This is a genomic window from Pseudomonas sp. Irchel 3A18, from assembly GCF_900187465.1.
GTDB lineage: Bacteria > Pseudomonadota > Gammaproteobacteria > Pseudomonadales > Pseudomonadaceae > Aquipseudomonas > Aquipseudomonas cichorii.
On record NZ_FYDI01000006.1, the window covers coordinates 306,198 to 323,294 of the forward strand.

General features: G+C 60.3%; 18 protein-coding genes. 5 read left to right on the top strand and 13 right to left on the bottom strand.

The annotated features are described in order from the left end of the window. Positions 1–7: 7 nt before the first annotated feature. The 3 genes from holA to CKW23_RS14660 all read left to right on the top strand — a co-directional run bounded on the left by holA (position 8) and on the right by CKW23_RS14660 (position 2,730). Entirely contained in the window at positions 8–1,045 is a 1,038-nt protein-coding gene (holA, locus tag CKW23_RS14650) for a DNA polymerase III subunit delta (RefSeq protein WP_025261961.1), read from the top strand. 116 nt (positions 1,046–1,161) lie between these two features. Then, the gene (arfA, locus tag CKW23_RS14655) at positions 1,162–1,317 is read left to right on the top strand and encodes an alternative ribosome rescue factor ArfA (RefSeq protein WP_025261962.1); all 156 of its coding nucleotides are present in this window, start codon (positions 1,162–1,164) and stop codon (positions 1,315–1,317) included. Between the two features lie 84 nt (positions 1,318–1,401). Then, a complete protein-coding gene (locus CKW23_RS14660) occupies positions 1,402–2,730 on the top strand; it encodes a lytic murein transglycosylase (protein WP_025261963.1) in 1,329 nt (442 codons plus the stop codon). Positions 2,731–2,799: 69 nt separating this feature from the next. On the opposite strand, the gene lipA is transcribed toward CKW23_RS14660, so the two are convergent. The 12 genes from lipA to CKW23_RS14725 all read right to left on the bottom strand — a co-directional run bounded on the left by lipA (position 2,800) and on the right by CKW23_RS14725 (position 14,193). Further along, entirely contained in the window at positions 2,800–3,807 is a 1,008-nt protein-coding gene (gene lipA, locus CKW23_RS14665; protein ID WP_025261964.1) for a lipoyl synthase, read from the bottom strand. Beyond that, positions 3,800–4,456: a lipoyl(octanoyl) transferase LipB gene (gene lipB / locus CKW23_RS14670; protein ID WP_025261965.1), complete on the bottom strand. Its 657-nt coding sequence runs from the start codon at positions 4,454–4,456 to the stop codon at positions 3,800–3,802. The genes lipA and lipB overlap by 8 nt, the downstream gene beginning before the upstream one ends. Continuing rightward, the gene (locus CKW23_RS14675; RefSeq protein WP_025261966.1) at positions 4,456–4,731 is read right to left on the bottom strand and encodes a DUF493 domain-containing protein; all 276 of its coding nucleotides are present in this window, start codon (positions 4,729–4,731) and stop codon (positions 4,456–4,458) included. Before CKW23_RS14675 ends, lipB begins: the two co-directional genes overlap by 1 nt. An 89-nt stretch (positions 4,732–4,820) precedes the next feature. Continuing rightward, on the bottom strand, positions 4,821–5,981 hold the full coding sequence (locus tag CKW23_RS14680; protein WP_025261967.1) for a D-alanyl-D-alanine carboxypeptidase family protein: 1,161 nt from the start codon (positions 5,979–5,981) through the stop codon (positions 4,821–4,823). Positions 5,982–6,215: 234 nt separating this feature from the next. After that, complete coding sequence (locus CKW23_RS14690; protein ID WP_025261968.1) at positions 6,216–7,232, bottom strand: septal ring lytic transglycosylase RlpA family protein; 1,017 nt, start codon at positions 7,230–7,232, stop codon at positions 6,216–6,218. Beyond that, positions 7,232–8,239, bottom strand: a complete 1,008-nt coding sequence (mltB, locus tag CKW23_RS14695) for a lytic murein transglycosylase B (RefSeq protein WP_095067788.1) — start codon at positions 8,237–8,239, stop codon at positions 7,232–7,234. The genes CKW23_RS14690 and mltB overlap by 1 nt, the downstream gene beginning before the upstream one ends. A gap of 17 nt (positions 8,240–8,256) precedes the next feature. Continuing rightward, a complete protein-coding gene (gene rodA, locus CKW23_RS14700; protein ID WP_051427793.1) occupies positions 8,257–9,360 on the bottom strand; it encodes a rod shape-determining protein RodA in 1,104 nt (367 codons plus the stop codon). Positions 9,361–9,391: 31 nt separating this feature from the next. Beyond that, positions 9,392–11,287, bottom strand: a complete 1,896-nt coding sequence (mrdA, locus tag CKW23_RS14705; protein WP_025261971.1) for a penicillin-binding protein 2 — start codon at positions 11,285–11,287, stop codon at positions 9,392–9,394. A 28-nt stretch (positions 11,288–11,315) separates the two neighbouring features. Continuing rightward, complete coding sequence (gene rlmH, locus CKW23_RS14710; RefSeq protein ID WP_025261972.1) at positions 11,316–11,783, bottom strand: 23S rRNA (pseudouridine(1915)-N(3))-methyltransferase RlmH; 468 nt, start codon at positions 11,781–11,783, stop codon at positions 11,316–11,318. A gap of 9 nt (positions 11,784–11,792) precedes the next feature. Beyond that, complete coding sequence (gene rsfS, locus CKW23_RS14715; protein WP_025261973.1) at positions 11,793–12,179, bottom strand: ribosome silencing factor; 387 nt, start codon at positions 12,177–12,179, stop codon at positions 11,793–11,795. Positions 12,180–12,239: 60 nt separating this feature from the next. Continuing rightward, a complete protein-coding gene (nadD, locus tag CKW23_RS14720; protein ID WP_162883684.1) occupies positions 12,240–12,899 on the bottom strand; it encodes a nicotinate-nucleotide adenylyltransferase in 660 nt (219 codons plus the stop codon). A gap of 22 nt (positions 12,900–12,921) precedes the next feature. Beyond that, on the bottom strand, positions 12,922–14,193 hold the full coding sequence (locus CKW23_RS14725; RefSeq protein ID WP_095067789.1) for a glutamate-5-semialdehyde dehydrogenase: 1,272 nt from the start codon (positions 14,191–14,193) through the stop codon (positions 12,922–12,924). A gap of 274 nt (positions 14,194–14,467) precedes the next feature. On the opposite strand from CKW23_RS14725, the gene CKW23_RS14730 reads away from it, so the two are divergent. Next, positions 14,468–15,139 carry a DNA-3-methyladenine glycosylase gene (locus CKW23_RS14730; protein WP_025261977.1) on the top strand — a complete coding sequence of 224 codons (672 nt, stop codon included), beginning with the start codon at positions 14,468–14,470 and terminating at the stop codon, positions 15,137–15,139. A gap of 3 nt (positions 15,140–15,142) precedes the next feature. Next, positions 15,143–16,459 carry a bifunctional DedA family/phosphatase PAP2 family protein gene (locus CKW23_RS14735; RefSeq protein WP_025261978.1) on the top strand — a complete coding sequence of 439 codons (1,317 nt, stop codon included), beginning with the start codon at positions 15,143–15,145 and terminating at the stop codon, positions 16,457–16,459. Between the two features lie 37 nt (positions 16,460–16,496). Here CKW23_RS14735 and CKW23_RS14740 read toward each other — a convergent pair whose 3' ends face one another. Continuing rightward, complete coding sequence (locus CKW23_RS14740) at positions 16,497–17,087, bottom strand: LON peptidase substrate-binding domain-containing protein (RefSeq protein WP_025261979.1); 591 nt, start codon at positions 17,085–17,087, stop codon at positions 16,497–16,499. Positions 17,088–17,097: the final 10 nt, after the last annotated feature.

Here is a 17,097-nt window from a genome sequence, read left to right on the forward strand (position 1 = left end):
CAGAACCATGAAACTCGCCCCCGCCCAACTCAGCAAGCATCTGCAAGGCGCGCTCGCGCCTGTGTATGTCATCAGCGGCGACGATCCGCTGCTCTGCCAGGAGGCTGCCGACGCCATCCGCACGGCCGCCCGCCAGCAAGGTTTCGACGAACGCCAGGTATTCAGCGCCGATGCCAGCTTTGACTGGGGCACGCTGCTGCAGGCAGGCGCCAGCATGTCGCTGTTTGCTGAACGCCGCCTGCTGGAGCTGCGCCTGCCGTCGGGGAAACCCGGCGACAAAGGCGCTGCCGCGCTGATGGAGTACTGCGCCAACCCTGCCGAAGACACGCTGCTGCTGATCAGCCTGCCCAAGCTGGACGGCAGCGCCCAGAAGACCAAATGGGGCAAGGCGCTGATCGAAGGCCCGCAGACCCAGTTCCTGCAGATCTGGCCGGTGGATATCGGCCAGCTACCGCAATGGATTCGCCAGCGTCTTTCCCAGGCCGGACTGTCTGCCACTCAGGATGCCGTCGAGCTGATTGCCGCCCGTGTCGAAGGCAACCTGCTGGCTGCCGCCCAGGAAGTCGAAAAGCTCAAGCTGATGGCCGAGGAAGGCCAGATCACCGTCGACACCGTGCAGGCGGCCGTGGCTGACAGTGCACGCTTCGATGTTTTCGGCCTGACCGACGCGGTACTCAATGGCGAAGCCGCCCATGCCCTGCGCATTCTGGAAGGACTGCGCGGTGAAGGCGTCGAGACGCCGGTGATTCTCTGGGCGCTGACCCGGGAGCTTCGGGTACTGGCCAACATGTCATTGCAGTACAGCCAGGGCATCCCGCTGGATAAAGTCTTCAGCTCGGCAAGGCCGCCGATATGGGACAAGCGCAAACCCCTGATGAGCAAAGCCCTGCAACGCTACTCCGCCAAGCGCTGGGCTCAACTGCTGATGGACGCCCAACGCATCGACGCCCAGATCAAAGGCCAGGCCGCCGGTTCACCCTGGAGCAGCCTGAGTCGGTTGGCCCTGTTGATGGCCGGTCAGAAACTGCCGTTGCCTGCTGAGTGAGTGTGTTTCGCGAATTCATTCGCGAACAAGTTCGCCATAGCACACAACTATTAGACACAAGCCCCGCCCTGCCTGATCATGCACACCGTTCAACACCCAGCCGAGAGCACCCCGCCATGAGCAAATCGAAGCGGCCGAACAAGGCCAAGTCCATCATTGCCCAGCCATTGTTCCGCAGTCGTCAGGAACGACCCGCCAAGGGCAAAGGCAGCTACCGCCGAGAAGCCTTCCAGTCTAAAAGCTGGGAGGCTTCTTGCTTTCTGGCTGCGTGATAAAGAGCAACAAGCCTCCAGGCGATTTCAACCGCCAAGCCGTGTTAAGGTCTGCATCTATCGGTAATCCCTTTGGACCCAAGCATGCCTTCTTGTTTTACCCATCCCTGGCAGTTGCGCCAACTCATCGCCGCCTCCAGTCTTATTGCTCTGGTAGCTTGTGCAGAAAAACCCACTGCTGCCGATGCCACCCCTCTTCAAGCCAGCAAGACCCTGCCTGTTGCGCCCGTAGCGGTGCCGACACCGGCTCTGGTCGTGGATGAAAACCTCACCATCCAGCCCGCCATCAGCTTTGCGGAATGGCAGGCTGGCTTTCGCAATCAGGCACTGAAGGCCGGTATTCGCGCAGACGTCTTCGACCGTGCATTCAGCGGCGTGACGCCGGACATGAGCGTGGTGAAGGCCGACCGCAGCCAACCAGAGTTCAGCCGCCCGGTGTGGGAATACCTGGACGGCGCGATTTCTGCCGCACGGGTACGCAAGGGCCAGGCCCTGCTTTCCCAGTACAGCACCGACCTGCAGAACATCGAGCAACGCTATGGCGTCGACCGTCAGGCACTGGTCGCGGTGTGGGGCATGGAGAGTAACTTCGGACAGTTCCAGGGTTCGCAGTCGGTAATCCGCTCCCTGGCCACACTGGCCTATGAAGGCCGTCGCCCGGACTTCGCCCAGAGCCAGTTGCTGGCGGCGCTGGAAATCCTCCAGCAAGGCGATATAACGCCTGAGAAAATGCTTGGCTCATGGGCTGGCGCCATGGGGCAGACCCAGTTCATACCGACCACCTACAACACCCATGCAGTGGACTTCAACGGAGATGGTCGTCGGGATATCTGGAACACACCGGCCGACGCCCTGGCATCCACCGCTCATTACTTGCAAAGCTCGGGATGGCAGCGTGGCCAGCCGTGGGGCTTCGAAGTGGTATTGAGTTCGGATTTCGACTACGCCCTGGCTGACGCTTCGACCCGCAAGAGCCTGACTGAATGGCAAAAGCTTGGCCTGAAGCTTCCCGACGGCTCGGCACTGCCTCTGGCCTCCAGCCAGCAGCAAGCGGCCCTGCTTCTGCCTGCGGGCTATCGCGGCCCGGCCTTCCTGGTGCTGGACAACTTCCGCGCCATTCTGCGCTACAACAACTCGTCGTCCTATGCCCTGGCCATCAGCCTGCTTTCCGACCGCTTCAAAGGGGCCGGTTACATCGTAGGCAACTGGCCTCGTACAGACCTGCCTCTGAGCCGCTCAGAGCGGATCGAGCTGCAGACCCTGCTGTCGGCCCGCAAGTACGATGCAGGCGCACCAGACGGCATTATCGGTGCCAATACCCGCAAGGCGATTCGCAGTGCCCAGCAGTCCTTTGGCTGGCCAGCCGATGGCTATCCGACTCATGAGCTGCTGAACAACCTGCGCAAGCCCTGACAGACCGCCATAAAAAAACGGGCCGGATATCACTATCCGGCCCGTTTTTCATTACCCGTCAAATTCTCCTCAGAGCAGATTCTTGGCAATCTTGGCCTGTTCGTCGGCATGGTACGACGAACGCACCAGCGGCCCGGAAGCCACGTTCTTGAAGCCCATCTTGTAACCTTCCTCGGCGAACCAGGCGAAGGTGTCCGGGTGCACGAAGCGCTGGACCGGCAAGTGGCTGCGCGAAGGTTGCAGGTACTGACCAAGGGTCAGCATGTCGATGTCGTGTTCGCGCATGCGCTGCATGACTTCGATGACTTCGTCGTCGGTTTCGCCCAGGCCCAGCATCAGGCCGGATTTGGTCGGAACGTGCGGCACCATCTGCTTGAAGCGTTGCAAGAGGGTCAGCGACCACTGATAGTCCGAACCCGGACGCGCAGCCTTGTACAGGCGCGGTACGGTTTCCAGGTTGTGGTTGAACACATCAGGCGGCTCGGCTGCGGTGATTTCCAGCGCAACGTCCATGCGGCCGCGGTAGTCCGGGACCAGAGTTTCGAGCTGGACATTCGGCGACAAGGCACGGATTTCACGGATGCAGTCAGCAAAGTGCTGGGCACCGCCGTCGCGCAGGTCGTCACGGTCGACCGAGGTGATGACCACGTACTTGAGGCGCAGGTCGGCAATCGCCACTGCCAGGTTATGCGGTTCTTCGGTATCCAGAGGCTTCGGACGGCCATGGCCGACGTCGCAGAACGGGCAGCGACGGGTGCAGATGTCACCCATGATCATGAAGGTCGCGGTGCCGCCGGAGAAACATTCGCCCAGGTTCGGGCAGGATGCCTCTTCGCAGACGCTGTGCAGCTTGTGCTTGCGCAGCAGTTGCTTGATACGGTCGACTTCCGGGGAAACCGGGATTCGCACGCGAATCCAGTCCGGCTTCTTGGGCAGCTCGACCGTCGGGATGATCTTGACCGGGATGCGTGCGACTTTTTCGGCACCGCGCAGCTTTACGCCCGCTTCGACTTTCGGACGGGGAGCGCGCTCGGAAACATCCAGCGTCGGGATCAGGGTTTGCACGGTGTCAGTCATATCGTTCTATTCCGCCCGTAAGGGTCGCCTGCTCAGCATAGTCGAGGTGTTTGACGAGCTGCACGCGCAGCCGGGCACTTACCTCGGAAAATTCCGTCTTCCCTGCGTGATCGCGCAACTGGGTCATTGCCAGTCCGGCATATCCACAGGGGTTGATGCGGCGGAACGGCTCCAGGTCCATGTCGACGTTCAACGCCAGTCCATGAAATGAGCAACCGTTACGAATGCGCAGGCCGAGAGACGCGATTTTCGCGCCGTCGACATATACGCCAGGGGCATCGGCCTTGGCCGCCGCCGTCACCCCATAACTGTCCAGCAAGGCAATAAGGGTGTTTTCGATCCGGGTAACCAGATCGCGAACCCCAAATCCAAGGCGCCTGACATCGAGCAACAGATAGGCAACCAATTGGCCGGGGCCATGATAGGTCACTTGGCCGCCACGATCGACCTGTACGACAGGAATATTACCCGGCAACAGCAAATGTTCTGCCTTGCCGGACTGTCCCTGGGTAAAGACCGGGGGATGCTGCACCAGCCAGATCTCGTCTGCGGTGTCACGGTCACGCCCGTCGGTGAAGCGCTGCATGGCATGCCAGGCGCTTTCGTAATCGATCAAGCCAAGATCACGAAAGCCCAGGATGTCGCCCATCAGAGCACCATATGCACGACACCCGTAGCGCGAAGGGCACTATTGATATCACGCAACTGGTCTTCGCCGGTGGCGACGATATGCAGTTGTACGGTGGTGTACTTGCCGTTGCTGCTCTGACGCTCGGCGAGCGTGGAGACGTCGATCTTGGCGTGTTTGCCGAGAATCTCGATCACTGCAGCAGTAAACCCCACGCTGGTGTCGCCGATCACTTTGATCGGGTAGTCATCGCAGGGGAATTCGATTTTGTGCGACTTGACGTCGGTATCGGTCATGGCAGTAAAGGTCTCACAAGCCGTGACGACGGACACGCGGCCTGCTCATGAAGCAGGCCGCGAGAAGGTCGGCATTGATTACTAGAAGGTCAGTTGAACAAGCCGTAGAAGAACAGGCGAATGCTATCCCACACGCGGCGGAAAATACCACCTTCCTCGACAGCTTCCAGTGCGATGAGGTTGGCAGTGTGCACAACCTTGTCTTCCTTCTTCACTTCAACCTTGCCGATCACGTCACCCTTGGCAATTGGCGCAACCAGTTGCGGGTTCATGGTCATGCTGGCGCTGAGCTTCTTCATGTCGCCTTTGGGCATGGTCATGCTCAGGTCTTCTGCCAGACCAGCCTTGACCTGACGGGTGGTGCCTTTCCAGACGGACGCCTGGGCCAGCTCGGTGCCCTTCTGGTAGAAGTTCTGGGTTTCGAAGAAACGGAAACCGTAGGTCAGCAGCTTCTGGGTTTCGGCTGCACGGGCCTGCTCACTGTTGGTGCCAAACACCACGGCGATCAGACGCATACCATCACGCACTGCCGAGGACACCATGCAGTAGCCGGCTTCTTCGGTGTGGCCGGTTTTCAGACCGTCAACGGTCTTGTCGCGCCACAGCAGCAGGTTGCGGTTAGGCTGCTTGATACCGTTCCAGAAGAACTCTTTCTGCGAGTAGATCGCGTAGTGAGCCGGGTCTTCGTGGATGATGGCACGTGCCAGAATGGCCATGTCATGAGCCGACGAGTAGTGCTCAGGGTTCGGCAGGCCGGTCGGGTTCATGAAGTGACTGTTGGTCATGCCCAGGTCGCCGGCCGTCTTGTTCATCATGTCGGCGAAAGCGTCTTCGCTGCCGGCAATGTGCTCGGCAACTGCAACGCTGGCGTCGTTACCCGACTGGATGATGATGCCGTGCAGCAGGTCGCTGACCGTCACCTGGCTACCCACCTTGATGAACATCCGCGAACCGCCGGTACGCCAGGCATTTTCGCTGACGGTGACCGGATCGTTCTCGCCGATCTGGCCGCGACGGATTTCCAGTGTCGCGATGTAGGCCGTCATCAGTTTGGTCAGGCTCGCAGGAGCCAGACGCTGGTCACCGTTGTTTTCAACCAGAACGTTGCCGCTGGAGGCATCCATCAGCACGTAGGACTTGGCGGCCAGTTGCGGCGCAGCAGGCGTCATCTGTTCGGCAGCCCAGGCAGCCGGGGCGATGACCAGTGGCACAAGCAGGCACAAACGTTTTGCAAAGGTGGTGATGTTCATCCGTCTCTCGAAATTGCTAATGGGCAAACATGCCCTCACGGGCAAAGCGGAACAAGCCGGCGAAGCGCATGCACTTCACCGCGGCTCGTGGCGCCAGGCTAAAACCCTGGCTGACAAGATCGCCTGTTCAACACACGATCCTGCGGGCAGTGCCTGCAACACTTGCTCTGACGGCAAGTCCGCATTGCGGGCCACTGCATATCGTTCTTCATACCGCCAAGAACGACTGTTGATTCAATCCAGTGTTACAAGGCTCGGCTGACCAAGGTTGGCCGATCTGACACTATCCTGCAATTGCTGGGCTTCACCCTGAGTGCCTATCGGCCCCATACGAACCCGATAGAGCGTCTGTTGGTTGCGGGCTATCGAACTCACGAAAACCGGTGCCCGGACCATCGCGCTCAACTTCGATCTCAGGAGCTCTGCAGCGTCCGGATTCGCGAAGGCTCCCACCTGGAGAAATAGCCCAGAGGCTTGTCCTGAAGCGTTTTTTTTTGCGTCAACCTGCAAGGGTACAGGCGGAGCGGCATGCTGCTGAGGGGGTGGCGTGTATTGCTCGACCGTCCCGGTGGAGGTCGTGAACGCCGGCGTGGCCGCCTGGGCCACCACTTGTGGCTGGTCCAGGGCCAATGGCGCCGGGCGACCCCGTTGTGCCCACCATTCCTGCGGATCGATACCTTCGACCTTGACCCGCGCCGTGCCGCTTTCGGCATAACCGAGTTTCTTGGCAGCCGCATAGGACAGGTCGATGATCCGGTCGGAGTAAAACGGACCACGGTCGTTGACGCGCAGAATCACGGTACGGTTGTTGTCGAGGTTCGTCACACGCACATAGCTGGGCAATGGCAGGGTCTTGTGGGCTGCGCTCATGCCGTACAGGTCATAGACCTCGCCATTGGCGGTGTTCTGACCATGAAACTTGGTGCCGTACCAGGAAGCCGTACCCGTGGCGACATAGCGCTTGGATTCGCTCATCGGGAAGTAGCTCTTGCCCAGCACCGTATAAGGGTTGGCCTTGTAGGGACCTGTGTGGACAGTCGGCGTGGCATCTGGAATGCGCGAGATATCCACATCCCACCAGGGAGCCCCGTCCTTGTGCGCACGGTTGATATCGAGCCCCGGAGCAGAGCGCACGGCGGTGCCGCTCTGCTGTTGTGGCGAACGCGAGGTGGACGAGCAGCTTGCCATCAACAATGCCAGCCCCGCACAAGCCAGCACTTTCAAAGGTGTACGAATCGGCAATGGCCGCATTACTTAACGCCTCGTGCTTGAACCAACGATTCAGACAGCTGATACACGGCCATGGCGTACATCACACTGCGGTTATATCGGGTGACTGCATAAAAGTTATTCAATCCCAGCCAGTATTCCGGACCTTGATCGCCCTCAAGGCGAAATGCCGTGACGGGCAGGTCGTCGCGCAGCGCATCATGACTCGCCCAGCCCAGGCCTCGCAACTCCCCGACCGACATGACCGGGTCCAGACCAGGGCTCAAACCCTCATCGACCCGACTGCCGCGTGCAGAGGCACGACTGACGACACGCTGCCCGGCCACCCAGCCATGGCGCTTGAAGTAGCTGGCGACACTGCCGATGGCATCGTCCGGATCGGTCCAGATATTGATGTGCCCGTCACCGTCGAAATCCACGGCATAGGCGCGAAAGCTGCTCGGCATGAACTGCGGCAGTCCCATCGCACCGGCGTATGAACCCTTGAGGGTCATAGGATCGACCTGCTGTTCACGGGCCAGCAGCAGGAACTCGCGCAGCTCCTTGCGGAAGAACGGGGCGCGAGGCGGATAGTCGAAGCCCAGCGTGGACAACGCATCGATCACCCGGTAGTTCCCGGTATTGCGACCGAAGAAGGTTTCGACGCCGATGATCGACACGATGATCTGCGCAGGCACGCCATATTCCTGCTCGGCACGAGCCAGGGCCGCTTCATGCTGACGCCAGAAATCGACGCCGCGAGCGATACGGGCATCGGTAATGAACATCGGGCGATATTCTTTCCACTGCTTGACCCGTTCGGCCGGGCGGGAAATAGCATCGAGGATCGCCTGCTTGCGCTCGACTTCGCGAAACACGTCCATCAATTGCTCGCCGGCAAAACCGTACTCACGGGTCATCTCACCGACAAATTCGGCCACTTGAGGAGAACCTTCGTAGTCGCCGGCGATAGTCTCTTGTACAGATCCAAGGATGCTGACCAGACCGACCACCGGAGCATATCGAGCCCAGTTTCGCACTACCTGCATTGAATTCTTCACCTTAATCAAACCTGAGCGATCCATTTACGATGCGTATGGATCGACATCAAAACCCCAAACGCTGACAGCAGCGTCACGAGCGAAGTTCCGCCATAGCTAATGAAAGGCAGTGGTACGCCTACAACCGGCAAAAGGCCACTGACCATACCGATATTGACGAATACATAAACAAAAAATGTCATTGTCAGCGCCCCGGCCAGCAACTTGCCGAACAGGGTCTGGGCTTGCGCGGTGATGACAAGGCCACGACCGATCAGTAGCAGGTAAATGACCAGCAGCGCACAGATTCCCACCAGCCCGAATTCCTCACCCAATACCGCAATGATGAAGTCCGTGTGGCTTTCAGGCAGGAAGTCCAGGTGCGACTGGGTGCCCAGCAGCCAGCCCTTGCCGAAGACGCCACCCGAACCGATGGCCGCCTTGGACTGGATGATGTTCCAGCCGGTGCCCAGCGGGTCGCTTTCCGGATCGAGAAAGGTCAGCACCCGTTGTTTCTGGTAGTCGTGCATGAAGAAGAACCACATGGCGACAGCCGCTGGTACCGCAGCAGCCAGCACGCTGATGATCCAGCGCCAGCGCAGCCCGGCCATGAACAGAACGAAGGCTCCGGAAGCCAGGATCAGCAGGGATGTGCCCAGGTCAGGCTGGCGCACGATCAGCACGAAGGGCACGCCGATCAACGCAAGGCTGACCGCCACATGCTTGAGCTGCGGCGGCAAGGTGCGCTTGGACAGATACCAGGCGATGGTCGCCGGCATGATGATTTTCAGGAACTCCGAAGGCTGGAAACGGATGACCCCGGGAATGTTGATCCAGCGTGTGGCCCCCATGGCGTTGTGGCCCATCACATCCACCACCACCAGTAACAGCACGCCCATGACGTACATGACCGGCACCCAGCGCGCCATGAATCGCGGCTCGAACTGGGCAATGACCAGCATTGCCGTCAGGCCGATGCCGAAAGAGCTGGCCTGCTTGAGCAGCAGGTCCCAGTTCTTGCCACTGGCCGAATACAGGACAAACAGGCTACCCGCCGCCAGAGTCAGCAACAGGATAAGCAACGGGCCATCGATGTGGATGCGCTGCAGGAACGTCGCACGACGACGCATCACGTCTTCGCTAGAAAGGATGCGGTCGAAATTACTCTTCACGGGCCGCAGCCTCCGGATTCAGGGAGCCGGCGTACTCAGGTTTGAGTGCGCCATTCTGGTCGAGCAGCCAGGCATCCATCACCTGACGGACCACGGGAGCCGCAACACCAGAGCCGGACTCACCGTTCTCCACCATCACAGCCACGACGATCTTGGGGTTGTCGGCTGGCGCAAAGCCCACGAACAGGGCGTGGTCACGATGGCGCTCCTGAACCTTGGTGCGGTCGTACTTCTCGCCCTGCTTGATGGCAACAACCTGGGCGGTACCGCTTTTACCGGCGATCCGGTATTGCGCACCGATGGAAGCCTTGCGCGCCGTACCACGGGCGCCGTGCATCACTTCCTGCATGCCGTGGTTCACCCTGGCCCAGTTGGACGGGTCGCGCAGGATGATGTCCGGCATCGGATTCTCGTCAACCGGCGCCTTGCCTTCGATGCTCTTGGCCAGGTGCGGCCGGTTCCACTTGCCCTTGTTGGCGACCAAGGCCGTGGCCTGCGCCAGTTGCAGCGGCGTGGCCTGCATATAACCTTGGCCGATCCCGAGAATCAGGGTTTCGCCGGGGAACCACGCCTGACGCCGGGTGGCCCGCTTCCAGTCCCGGGACGGCATCAAGCCGGGAGATTCCTCGAACATGTCCAGAGACACCTTCTGCCCAAGGCCGAACTTGTTCATGTATGTGGACAGCCGGTCGATGCCGAGCTTGTGCGCAAGATCGTAGAAGTAGGTATCGTTTGAACGCATGATCGCCACATCAAGGTCCACCCAGCCATCGCCGGTGCGGTTCCAGTTGCGGTATTTATGGTCATAGTTCGGCAACTGGTAGTAACCGGGGTCGAACACCCGGGAAGACGGCGTCACGACGCCAGCATCCAGCCCGGCAACGGCGACCGCAGGCTTGATGGTGGAGCCCGGCGGATAAAGGCCGCGCAGAATACGGTTGAACAGTGGCCGGTCGATGGAATCGCGCAGCTCGGCGTAAGCCTTGAAGCTGATCCCCGTCACGAACAGATTCGGGTCGAAACTCGGTGCGCTGACCATCGCCAGCACTTCGCCTGTATTCGGGTCCAGCGCCACGACAGCACCGCGACGACCGCCCAGTGCAGCTTCGGCGGCTTCCTGAAGATTGATGTCCAGGCTCAGGACAATATCCTTGCCGGGAATCGGATCGGTGCGCTTGAGCACACGCAATACGCGGCCCCGTGCATTGGTTTCGACTTCTTCGTAGCCGACCTGACCATGCAGCTCATCTTCGTAGAAACGCTCGATACCGGTCTTGCCGATGTGGTGCGTGCCGCTGTAATTGACGGGATCGAGGCCTTTGAGCTCTTTCTCGTTGATGCGGCCCATGTAACCGACCGAGTGGGCAAAGTGCGGCCCCTGTGGATAGTGACGGACCAGTTGCGCAACCACTTCGACGCCGGGCAGGCGGAACTGGTTAACAGCGATCAGGGCAATCTGCTCTTCGGTCAGCTCGAACAGGATCGGCACCGGCTCGAATGGCCGACGCCCCTGTTTCATGCGTTTCTCGAAGATGATGCGGTCATCGGGCGTAAGCTGCAGCACTTCGACAATCGTATCGAGCACCTGGGACCAGTTGCCGGAGCGCTCGCGGGTCACGCTGAGGCTGAAGCTTGGCCGGTTGTCGGCCACCACAACGCCGTTGCGGTCGAAAATCAGGCCACGACTTGGCGGAATCGGCTGGACGTGAACCCGGTTGTTTTCCGACAGGGTCGAGTGGTAGTCGTATTGAATGACTTGCAGGAAATACAGGCGCGCAATCAGGACGCACACCAGCAACATGACGGCCACTGCCCCGAACACGACCCTGCTGCGCACAAGGCGTGCGTCTTTTTCATGGTCTTTTAGGCGGATCGGCTGAGGCATCTAGGGCGCGTTCACAGTAAAGACAAGGCTACTTGTGATAAGGGTGCCCGGACAGAACTGTCCAGGCGCGATAGATCTGCTCACCGATCAGGATCCGCACCAGCGGGTGCGGCAAGGTCAGTGGTGACAGCGACCAGCGCTGCTCGCTGCGCGCGCAAACCTCGGGTGCAAGGCCTTCCGGCCCTCCGACCATGAGGTTTACCGTGCGCGAGTCCAGACGCCAGCGATCAAGCTCGCTCGCCAGTTGTTCGGTGCTCCAGGGCTTGCCCTGCACTTCAAGCGTGACGATCCGCTCACCCGGTTGCACCTTGGCCAGCATGGCTTCGCCTTCCTGACGGATCAGGCGTGCCACGTCGGCATTCTTGCCGCGGGTATTGAGCGGAATTTCCACGAGTTCAAGCGCAAGTTCGGAAGGAAGACGCTTGGCGTACTCATGCCACCCCTCTTCCACCCACTTGGGCATACGCGAACCAACGGCGATCAGACGCAGACGCACAACGATGCCTTATTCGTGGCCCGGAGTGTGGTGCGCAGCGCTGGCAGCGCGGCTCTGCTCTGCGCCTTGCCACAGACGCTCCAGGTCGTAGAACTGGCGTGCAGCAGCGGTCATTACATGAACCACGACATCGCCCAGGTCCAGCAGAACCCAGTCGCTGTCGCCCTTGCCTTCTTCGCTCAGCGGCATCAGGCCGGCAGCCTTGACCTTCTCGCGAACGTTATCGACCAGCGCGTTGAGCTGGCGGTTGGAGGTACCGGTGCAGATCAGCATGTAATCGGCGATGCTGGTCTTGTCACGCACGTCGAGCGCCAGGATGTCCGACCCTTTGACGTCTTCCAGTGCAGCCGTTGCCAATGCCACGACTTCTTCACTACTCATTTTCTGCTTTGTCATAAAAAACTCATTCAACTCATATGTGTGGAAACGCCCAAACGCTTATCTATAAAAGCAGCTTCAGGGCGATCCATCAGTTTTCGGCGCACAGTACAGTCCGTGCACATCGATATAGGCCAGTACCGCGTCTGGCACCAGAAAACGTACCGACTTACCGCTGGCCAGCAGTTGACGGATCTGGGTGGCAGACACCGATAACGGCGTCTGCCAGACGAATGTAATGTGTCCGCCCGGCCCTTTCAGGGCCTTGGGGTCGCTGACCGAGCGTGCCGCCAGCAGGTTGCGCATGGCATCCGGCGACTCGCTGTCCGCGTCCGGGCGTTGCAGCACCACGATATGGCAGTGCTCCAGCAGTTCTTCCCACCGATACCAGGTGGGCAGCCCGCAAAAGGCATCCCAGCCCAATAACAGAAACAACTGGTCCTCTGCGGCCAGTTCGGCCCGCATCGATTCCAGGGTGTCGATGGTGTACGACGGTTTATCCCGTTTCAGCTCACGGTCATCCACCGTCAAGGGTGACACACCAGCCACCGCACACTGAACCATCGCCAGACGGTCCTGCGCAGTCACGCTGGGCATGTCGCGATGGGGAGGCCTGGCGCTGGGCGTCAGGCGCAACTCATCGAGTTCAAGCAGCTCGGCCACTTCCAGTGCGCCGCGCAAATGACCTATATGTACCGGGTCGAACGTTCCCCCCAGCATGCCGATACGTCTGGGCAAGGCTGCTACGGGCTCGCTCAAGTCAGGCTGGCTCCTGGCCGCGCAATTGACCGTCACCGACCACGATGTACTTCTCGCAGGTCAGGCCTTCCAGGCCGACAGGGCCACGGGCGTGCAGCTTATCAGTAGAAATGCCGATCTCGGCACCCAGACCGTACTCGAAGCCATCGGCAAAGCAGGTCGGGGCATTGATCATCACCGAGCTGGAGTCGACTTCCGCCATGAAGCGGCGAATCTGGCCCTGCTGCTCGGAAACGATGGCGTCGCTGTGATGCGAGCCATAGTGATTGATGTGCTCGATGGCTTCATCCAGCCCGGTCACTACACGAATCGACAGGATCGCCGCCAGGTACTCGGTGTGCCAGTCTTCTTCGGTCGCAGGAATCGCGTCGATCAGCTCGCGGGTACGCTCGCAGCCACGCAACTCGACGCCCTTTTCATGAAAGCGGGCGGCCATTGCAGGCAGGAACTCGGCCGCCACGGCCTGATCCACCAGCAGGGTTTCCATCGAACCACAGATACCGTAACGGTAGGTCTTGGCATTGAAGGCGATGTTCTGGGCCTTGGGCAAATCGGCGTAAGCGCTGACATACACGTGGCAGATGCCGTCCAGATGCTTGATGACCGGCACCCGGGCATCACGGCTGACCCGCTCCACCAGCCCCTTGCCGCCACGCGGAACGATGACGTCCACGTATTCAGGCATGGTGATCAGCGCGCCCACGGCATCGCGATCGGTGGTTTCGACAACCTGTACCACACCGGAAGGCAACCCGGACTCGGCCAGACCGCGCTGGATGCAGGCAGCCACCGCACGGTTGGAATGAATGGCTTCGGAGCCGCCGCGCAGGATAGTGGCGTTCCCGGACTTGAGGCACAGGCTTGCGGCATCGATGGTCACGTTCGGGCGCGACTCATAGATGATCCCGACCACGCCCAGCGGCACGCGCATCTTGCCGACCTGAATACCTGAAGGCCGGTAGCTCATGTCGCGGATTGCACCTACCGGGTCGGGCAGACTGGCAACCTGACGCAACCCGACGATCATGCTGTCGATACGTGCGGGGGTCAGGGCCAGGCGTTCGAGCATGGCGGGGGCCAGGCCATTGGTGCGACCTGCGTTCAGGTCAAGCTCATTGGCGGCGGACAGCTCGGTACGGGCTTCGTCCAGAGCGGCGGCAATGGCCTGCAGGGCGCGGTTTTTCTGCGCGGTGCTGGCACGACCGATCACTCGCGAAGCTTCGCGGGCGGCGCGACCCAGGCGGGTCATGTAGTCAAGAACGGACTCAGTCATGGTCTCAGAGGTCTTGGCAGAGAAGAAAGCGGCCGATTATAGCTGTCGCGCCGCCCGAACGACAGCGCAGACAAGCGGATGGTCGATAACAGTGCAAAAAATGACCATGCAGCGCCCATTTCGCCAGCACAGTGCCTCTCAGGATGAAAGATTGCGAGTGAGCCTGTATTTTTGTCATGTCCAGAAACAACAAAGTTGGCAGCCAAATGACATTAAGGTGCTTTTAAGACAGCGCTTGCTATGATTTGCGCCCTCTCACTTCCTGTGTCCGCCTATGCCCGTTGCTCTTGCCGACAGCTTTTTCAACCGAGATGCCCAGGTCCTGGCCCGCGACCTGCTGGGCAAGGTCATCCGGCACAAGGTCGGTGAGCTATGGCTGGCAGCGCGGATCATTGAGACTGAAGCCTATTACTGCGCCGACAAGGGCAGCCACGCTTCGCTGGGCTACACCGAAAAACGCAAGGCGCTGTTTCTGGACGGTGGGCACATCTACATGTATTACGCCCGTGGCGGGGACTCGCTGAATTTCAGCGCCCACGGACCGGGCAATGCGGTGCTGATCAAGTCCGGTTTTGCCTGGGTCGATGAACTCAGCGATGCCAATGCCCTGGCACAGATGCAACTCAACAACCCGGATGCCAGCGGGACCATTCGCCCGCAGGAGCGTCTGTGTGCGGGCCAGACCTTGCTGTGCAAAGCGCTGGGCCTGAAAGTACCTGTGTGGGACGCCAAGCGCTTCGATCCGCAAAAGCTGCTGGTCGAAGACGTTGGCCCGACACCGAAACTCATCGTTCAAACAACACGTCTGGGGATTCCCCATGGCCGCGACGAGCACTTGATGTACCGCTTCGTCGATGCCGAATACGCCCGCTTCTGCACGCGGAACCCACTACGTCGCGGTCAGGTCGAAGGCCGCGACTATTTTCTAATCCCTCAAGGAAACTGATCCATGGGCGAACTGCTCGATGGCATTACCGGCTGGTTGACTGCTAACCCGTCCTGGGTGGCGATAGCGATATTCGTGGTGGCATTCATCGAATGTGTCGCCATTGCCGGGATCGTCGTGCCAGGCACCGTTCTAATGTTCGCCATCGCGGCCCTGGCAGGCAGCGGCATTCTGTCGTTGAGCGAAGTCCTGCTGCTGGGCTTTCTGGGCGGCCTGCTGGGGGATGCGGTGTCGTACTTCATCGGCAAGCACTTCCATCAGAATATCCGCCAGTTGCCGGGCCTGCGTCAGCACCCGGAATGGCTGACGGGTGCAGAAACCTATTTCCATCGCTATGGCATCGCGAGCCTGCTGGTGGGCCGCTTCATCGGCCCGCTGCGCCCGATGCTGCCGATGATTGCCGGCATGTTCGACATGCCCTTCCCGCGCTTTGCCATTGTCAGCATCATCGCCGCCGCCGGCTGGTCGATCGTTTACCTGATGCCGGGCTGGGCTGCGGGCGCCGCCATTCGCCTGCCTTTGCCTGAAGGGTTCTGGAGCGAAGCGGCCTTCGTCGGTGCAGGCCTGGCCATCCTGTTCGGGCTGAGCATCCAGGCCAGCATGCGCAAACAGCGTCATGCGACCAAGGTGATTGCAGGTCTGAGCGTGGTGATGCTGGCGGCCTTGCTGATCGGCTGGCCGTACCTGAACCATTTCGACCAGGGCCTGATGACGCTGGTCCAGGAACATCGCAGCGCGACCGCACAGAATATCGTCCTGCTGGTCACCAGCATTGGCGACTTCAAGGCACAACTGCTGGCTGCGGCGCTGCTGATCATTGTCCTGCTGATCGCCCGGCAATGGCGCCATGCAGCCTTCGCACTCGCCACCACACTGGGCACAGCCGTGGCGAACGGCACGCTCAAGGCATTCTTTGGCCGCGCCCGGCCTGAGGTTTTGCTCGACCCGCTGACCACCTACAGCATGCCCAGCGGACACAGTTCGGCGGCATTTGCACTGTTCATGACTCTGGCGGTGCTGGCCGGACGCGGGCAGCCCGTCAGACTGCGCCTGACCTGGCTGCTGCTGGGCGGCGTTCCGGCGCTGGCGATTGCCTTGTCACGGGTTTATCTGGGTGTCCACTGGCCAACGGATATCCTGGCCGGGATGATGCTGGCGTTCTGTATCTGCGCCGCAAGCCTGACCCTGATCCAGCATCAGACGCCGTTGCCAGCGATGTCGGCAAAAGTATGGTGGCTGATCGTACCGGCCATCACCGGTCTGCTGGGCCTGTTTGCAGTCAATGCATTGGCCCATGCAACATTGCGGTATCAGTATTGAGGGAGTGGCTTTCGCGAATGAATTCGCTCCCACAACATCAGGCCTGTAAATCGCCTTGCATCTCGTCGAGCAGTTCCTGGATCGCATCCAGGCGCTCTTCGGGGTCGTCGATTTCCAGGAGTTCGATCTTGTCCTGCTCGGTGAAGGGCAGCAGGTAGGCCAGTTGGTTGGCCAGTGATTGCTGACCGCTGGCCTCAAGCCCCATGTTCAGGGACGCGACCATCGGGTGCTCGCCCAAGGCTTCGAGCAAGGCGACCAGATCGGCGTCCTCTTCCTGCAACGGCCGCTCCTGTTGCTCGTCCAGCCACTGGATTTCGGCCAGCAACGACTGGTCACGCTGCACAGTGGCGTCGGTCACCCGGAAACGCCGCCCACCGACGACACGAATCCCCAGCAGGCCGTTTTCCTGCTGCTGGAAATCGGTGACCAGCGCTTCACAACCGATCAGCGAATAACCTTCAGGGGCCAGGCCGACTTCGCTGCCATGGGTGATGCACACCACGCCGAAGCCCTCTCCCTGTTTCATGCAGCGGCTAACCATGTCCAGATAGCGCGCCTCGAACAACTGCAGGTCGAGCACGCAACCGGGGAACAGCACAGCATTGAGTGGAAACAGCGGCAACGTCATAAATAAGTAC

Coding starts and splice junctions, on each gene's coding strand:
- holA (WP_025261961.1), top strand. CDS start 8: ATGAAACTCGCCCCCGCCCAACTCAGCAAGCATCTGCAAGGCGCGCTC.
- arfA (WP_025261962.1), top strand. CDS start 1,162: ATGAGCAAATCGAAGCGGCCGAACAAGGCCAAGTCCATCATTGCCCAG.
- CKW23_RS14660 (WP_025261963.1), top strand. CDS start 1,402: ATGCCTTCTTGTTTTACCCATCCCTGGCAGTTGCGCCAACTCATCGCC.
- lipA (WP_025261964.1), bottom strand. CDS start 3,807: ATGACTGACACCGTGCAAACCCTGATCCCGACGCTGGATGTTTCCGAG.
- lipB (WP_025261965.1), bottom strand. CDS start 4,456: ATGGGCGACATCCTGGGCTTTCGTGATCTTGGCTTGATCGATTACGAA.
- CKW23_RS14675 (WP_025261966.1), bottom strand. CDS start 4,731: ATGACCGATACCGACGTCAAGTCGCACAAAATCGAATTCCCCTGCGAT.
- CKW23_RS14680 (WP_025261967.1), bottom strand. CDS start 5,981: ATGAACATCACCACCTTTGCAAAACGTTTGTGCCTGCTTGTGCCACTG.
- CKW23_RS14690 (WP_025261968.1), bottom strand. CDS start 7,232: ATGCGGCCATTGCCGATTCGTACACCTTTGAAAGTGCTGGCTTGTGCG.
- mltB (WP_095067788.1), bottom strand. CDS start 8,239: ATGCAGGTAGTGCGAAACTGGGCTCGATATGCTCCGGTGGTCGGTCTG.
- rodA (WP_051427793.1), bottom strand. CDS start 9,360: ATGCGTCGTCGTGCGACGTTCCTGCAGCGCATCCACATCGATGGCCCG.
- mrdA (WP_025261971.1), bottom strand. CDS start 11,287: ATGCCTCAGCCGATCCGCCTAAAAGACCATGAAAAAGACGCACGCCTT.
- rsfS (WP_025261973.1), bottom strand. CDS start 12,179: ATGACAAAGCAGAAAATGAGTAGTGAAGAAGTCGTGGCATTGGCAACG.
- CKW23_RS14725 (WP_095067789.1), bottom strand. CDS start 14,193: ATGACTGAGTCCGTTCTTGACTACATGACCCGCCTGGGTCGCGCCGCC.
- CKW23_RS14730 (WP_025261977.1), top strand. CDS start 14,468: ATGCCCGTTGCTCTTGCCGACAGCTTTTTCAACCGAGATGCCCAGGTC.
- CKW23_RS14735 (WP_025261978.1), top strand. CDS start 15,143: ATGGGCGAACTGCTCGATGGCATTACCGGCTGGTTGACTGCTAACCCG.
- CKW23_RS14740 (WP_025261979.1), bottom strand. CDS start 17,087: ATGACGTTGCCGCTGTTTCCACTCAATGCTGTGCTGTTCCCCGGTTGC.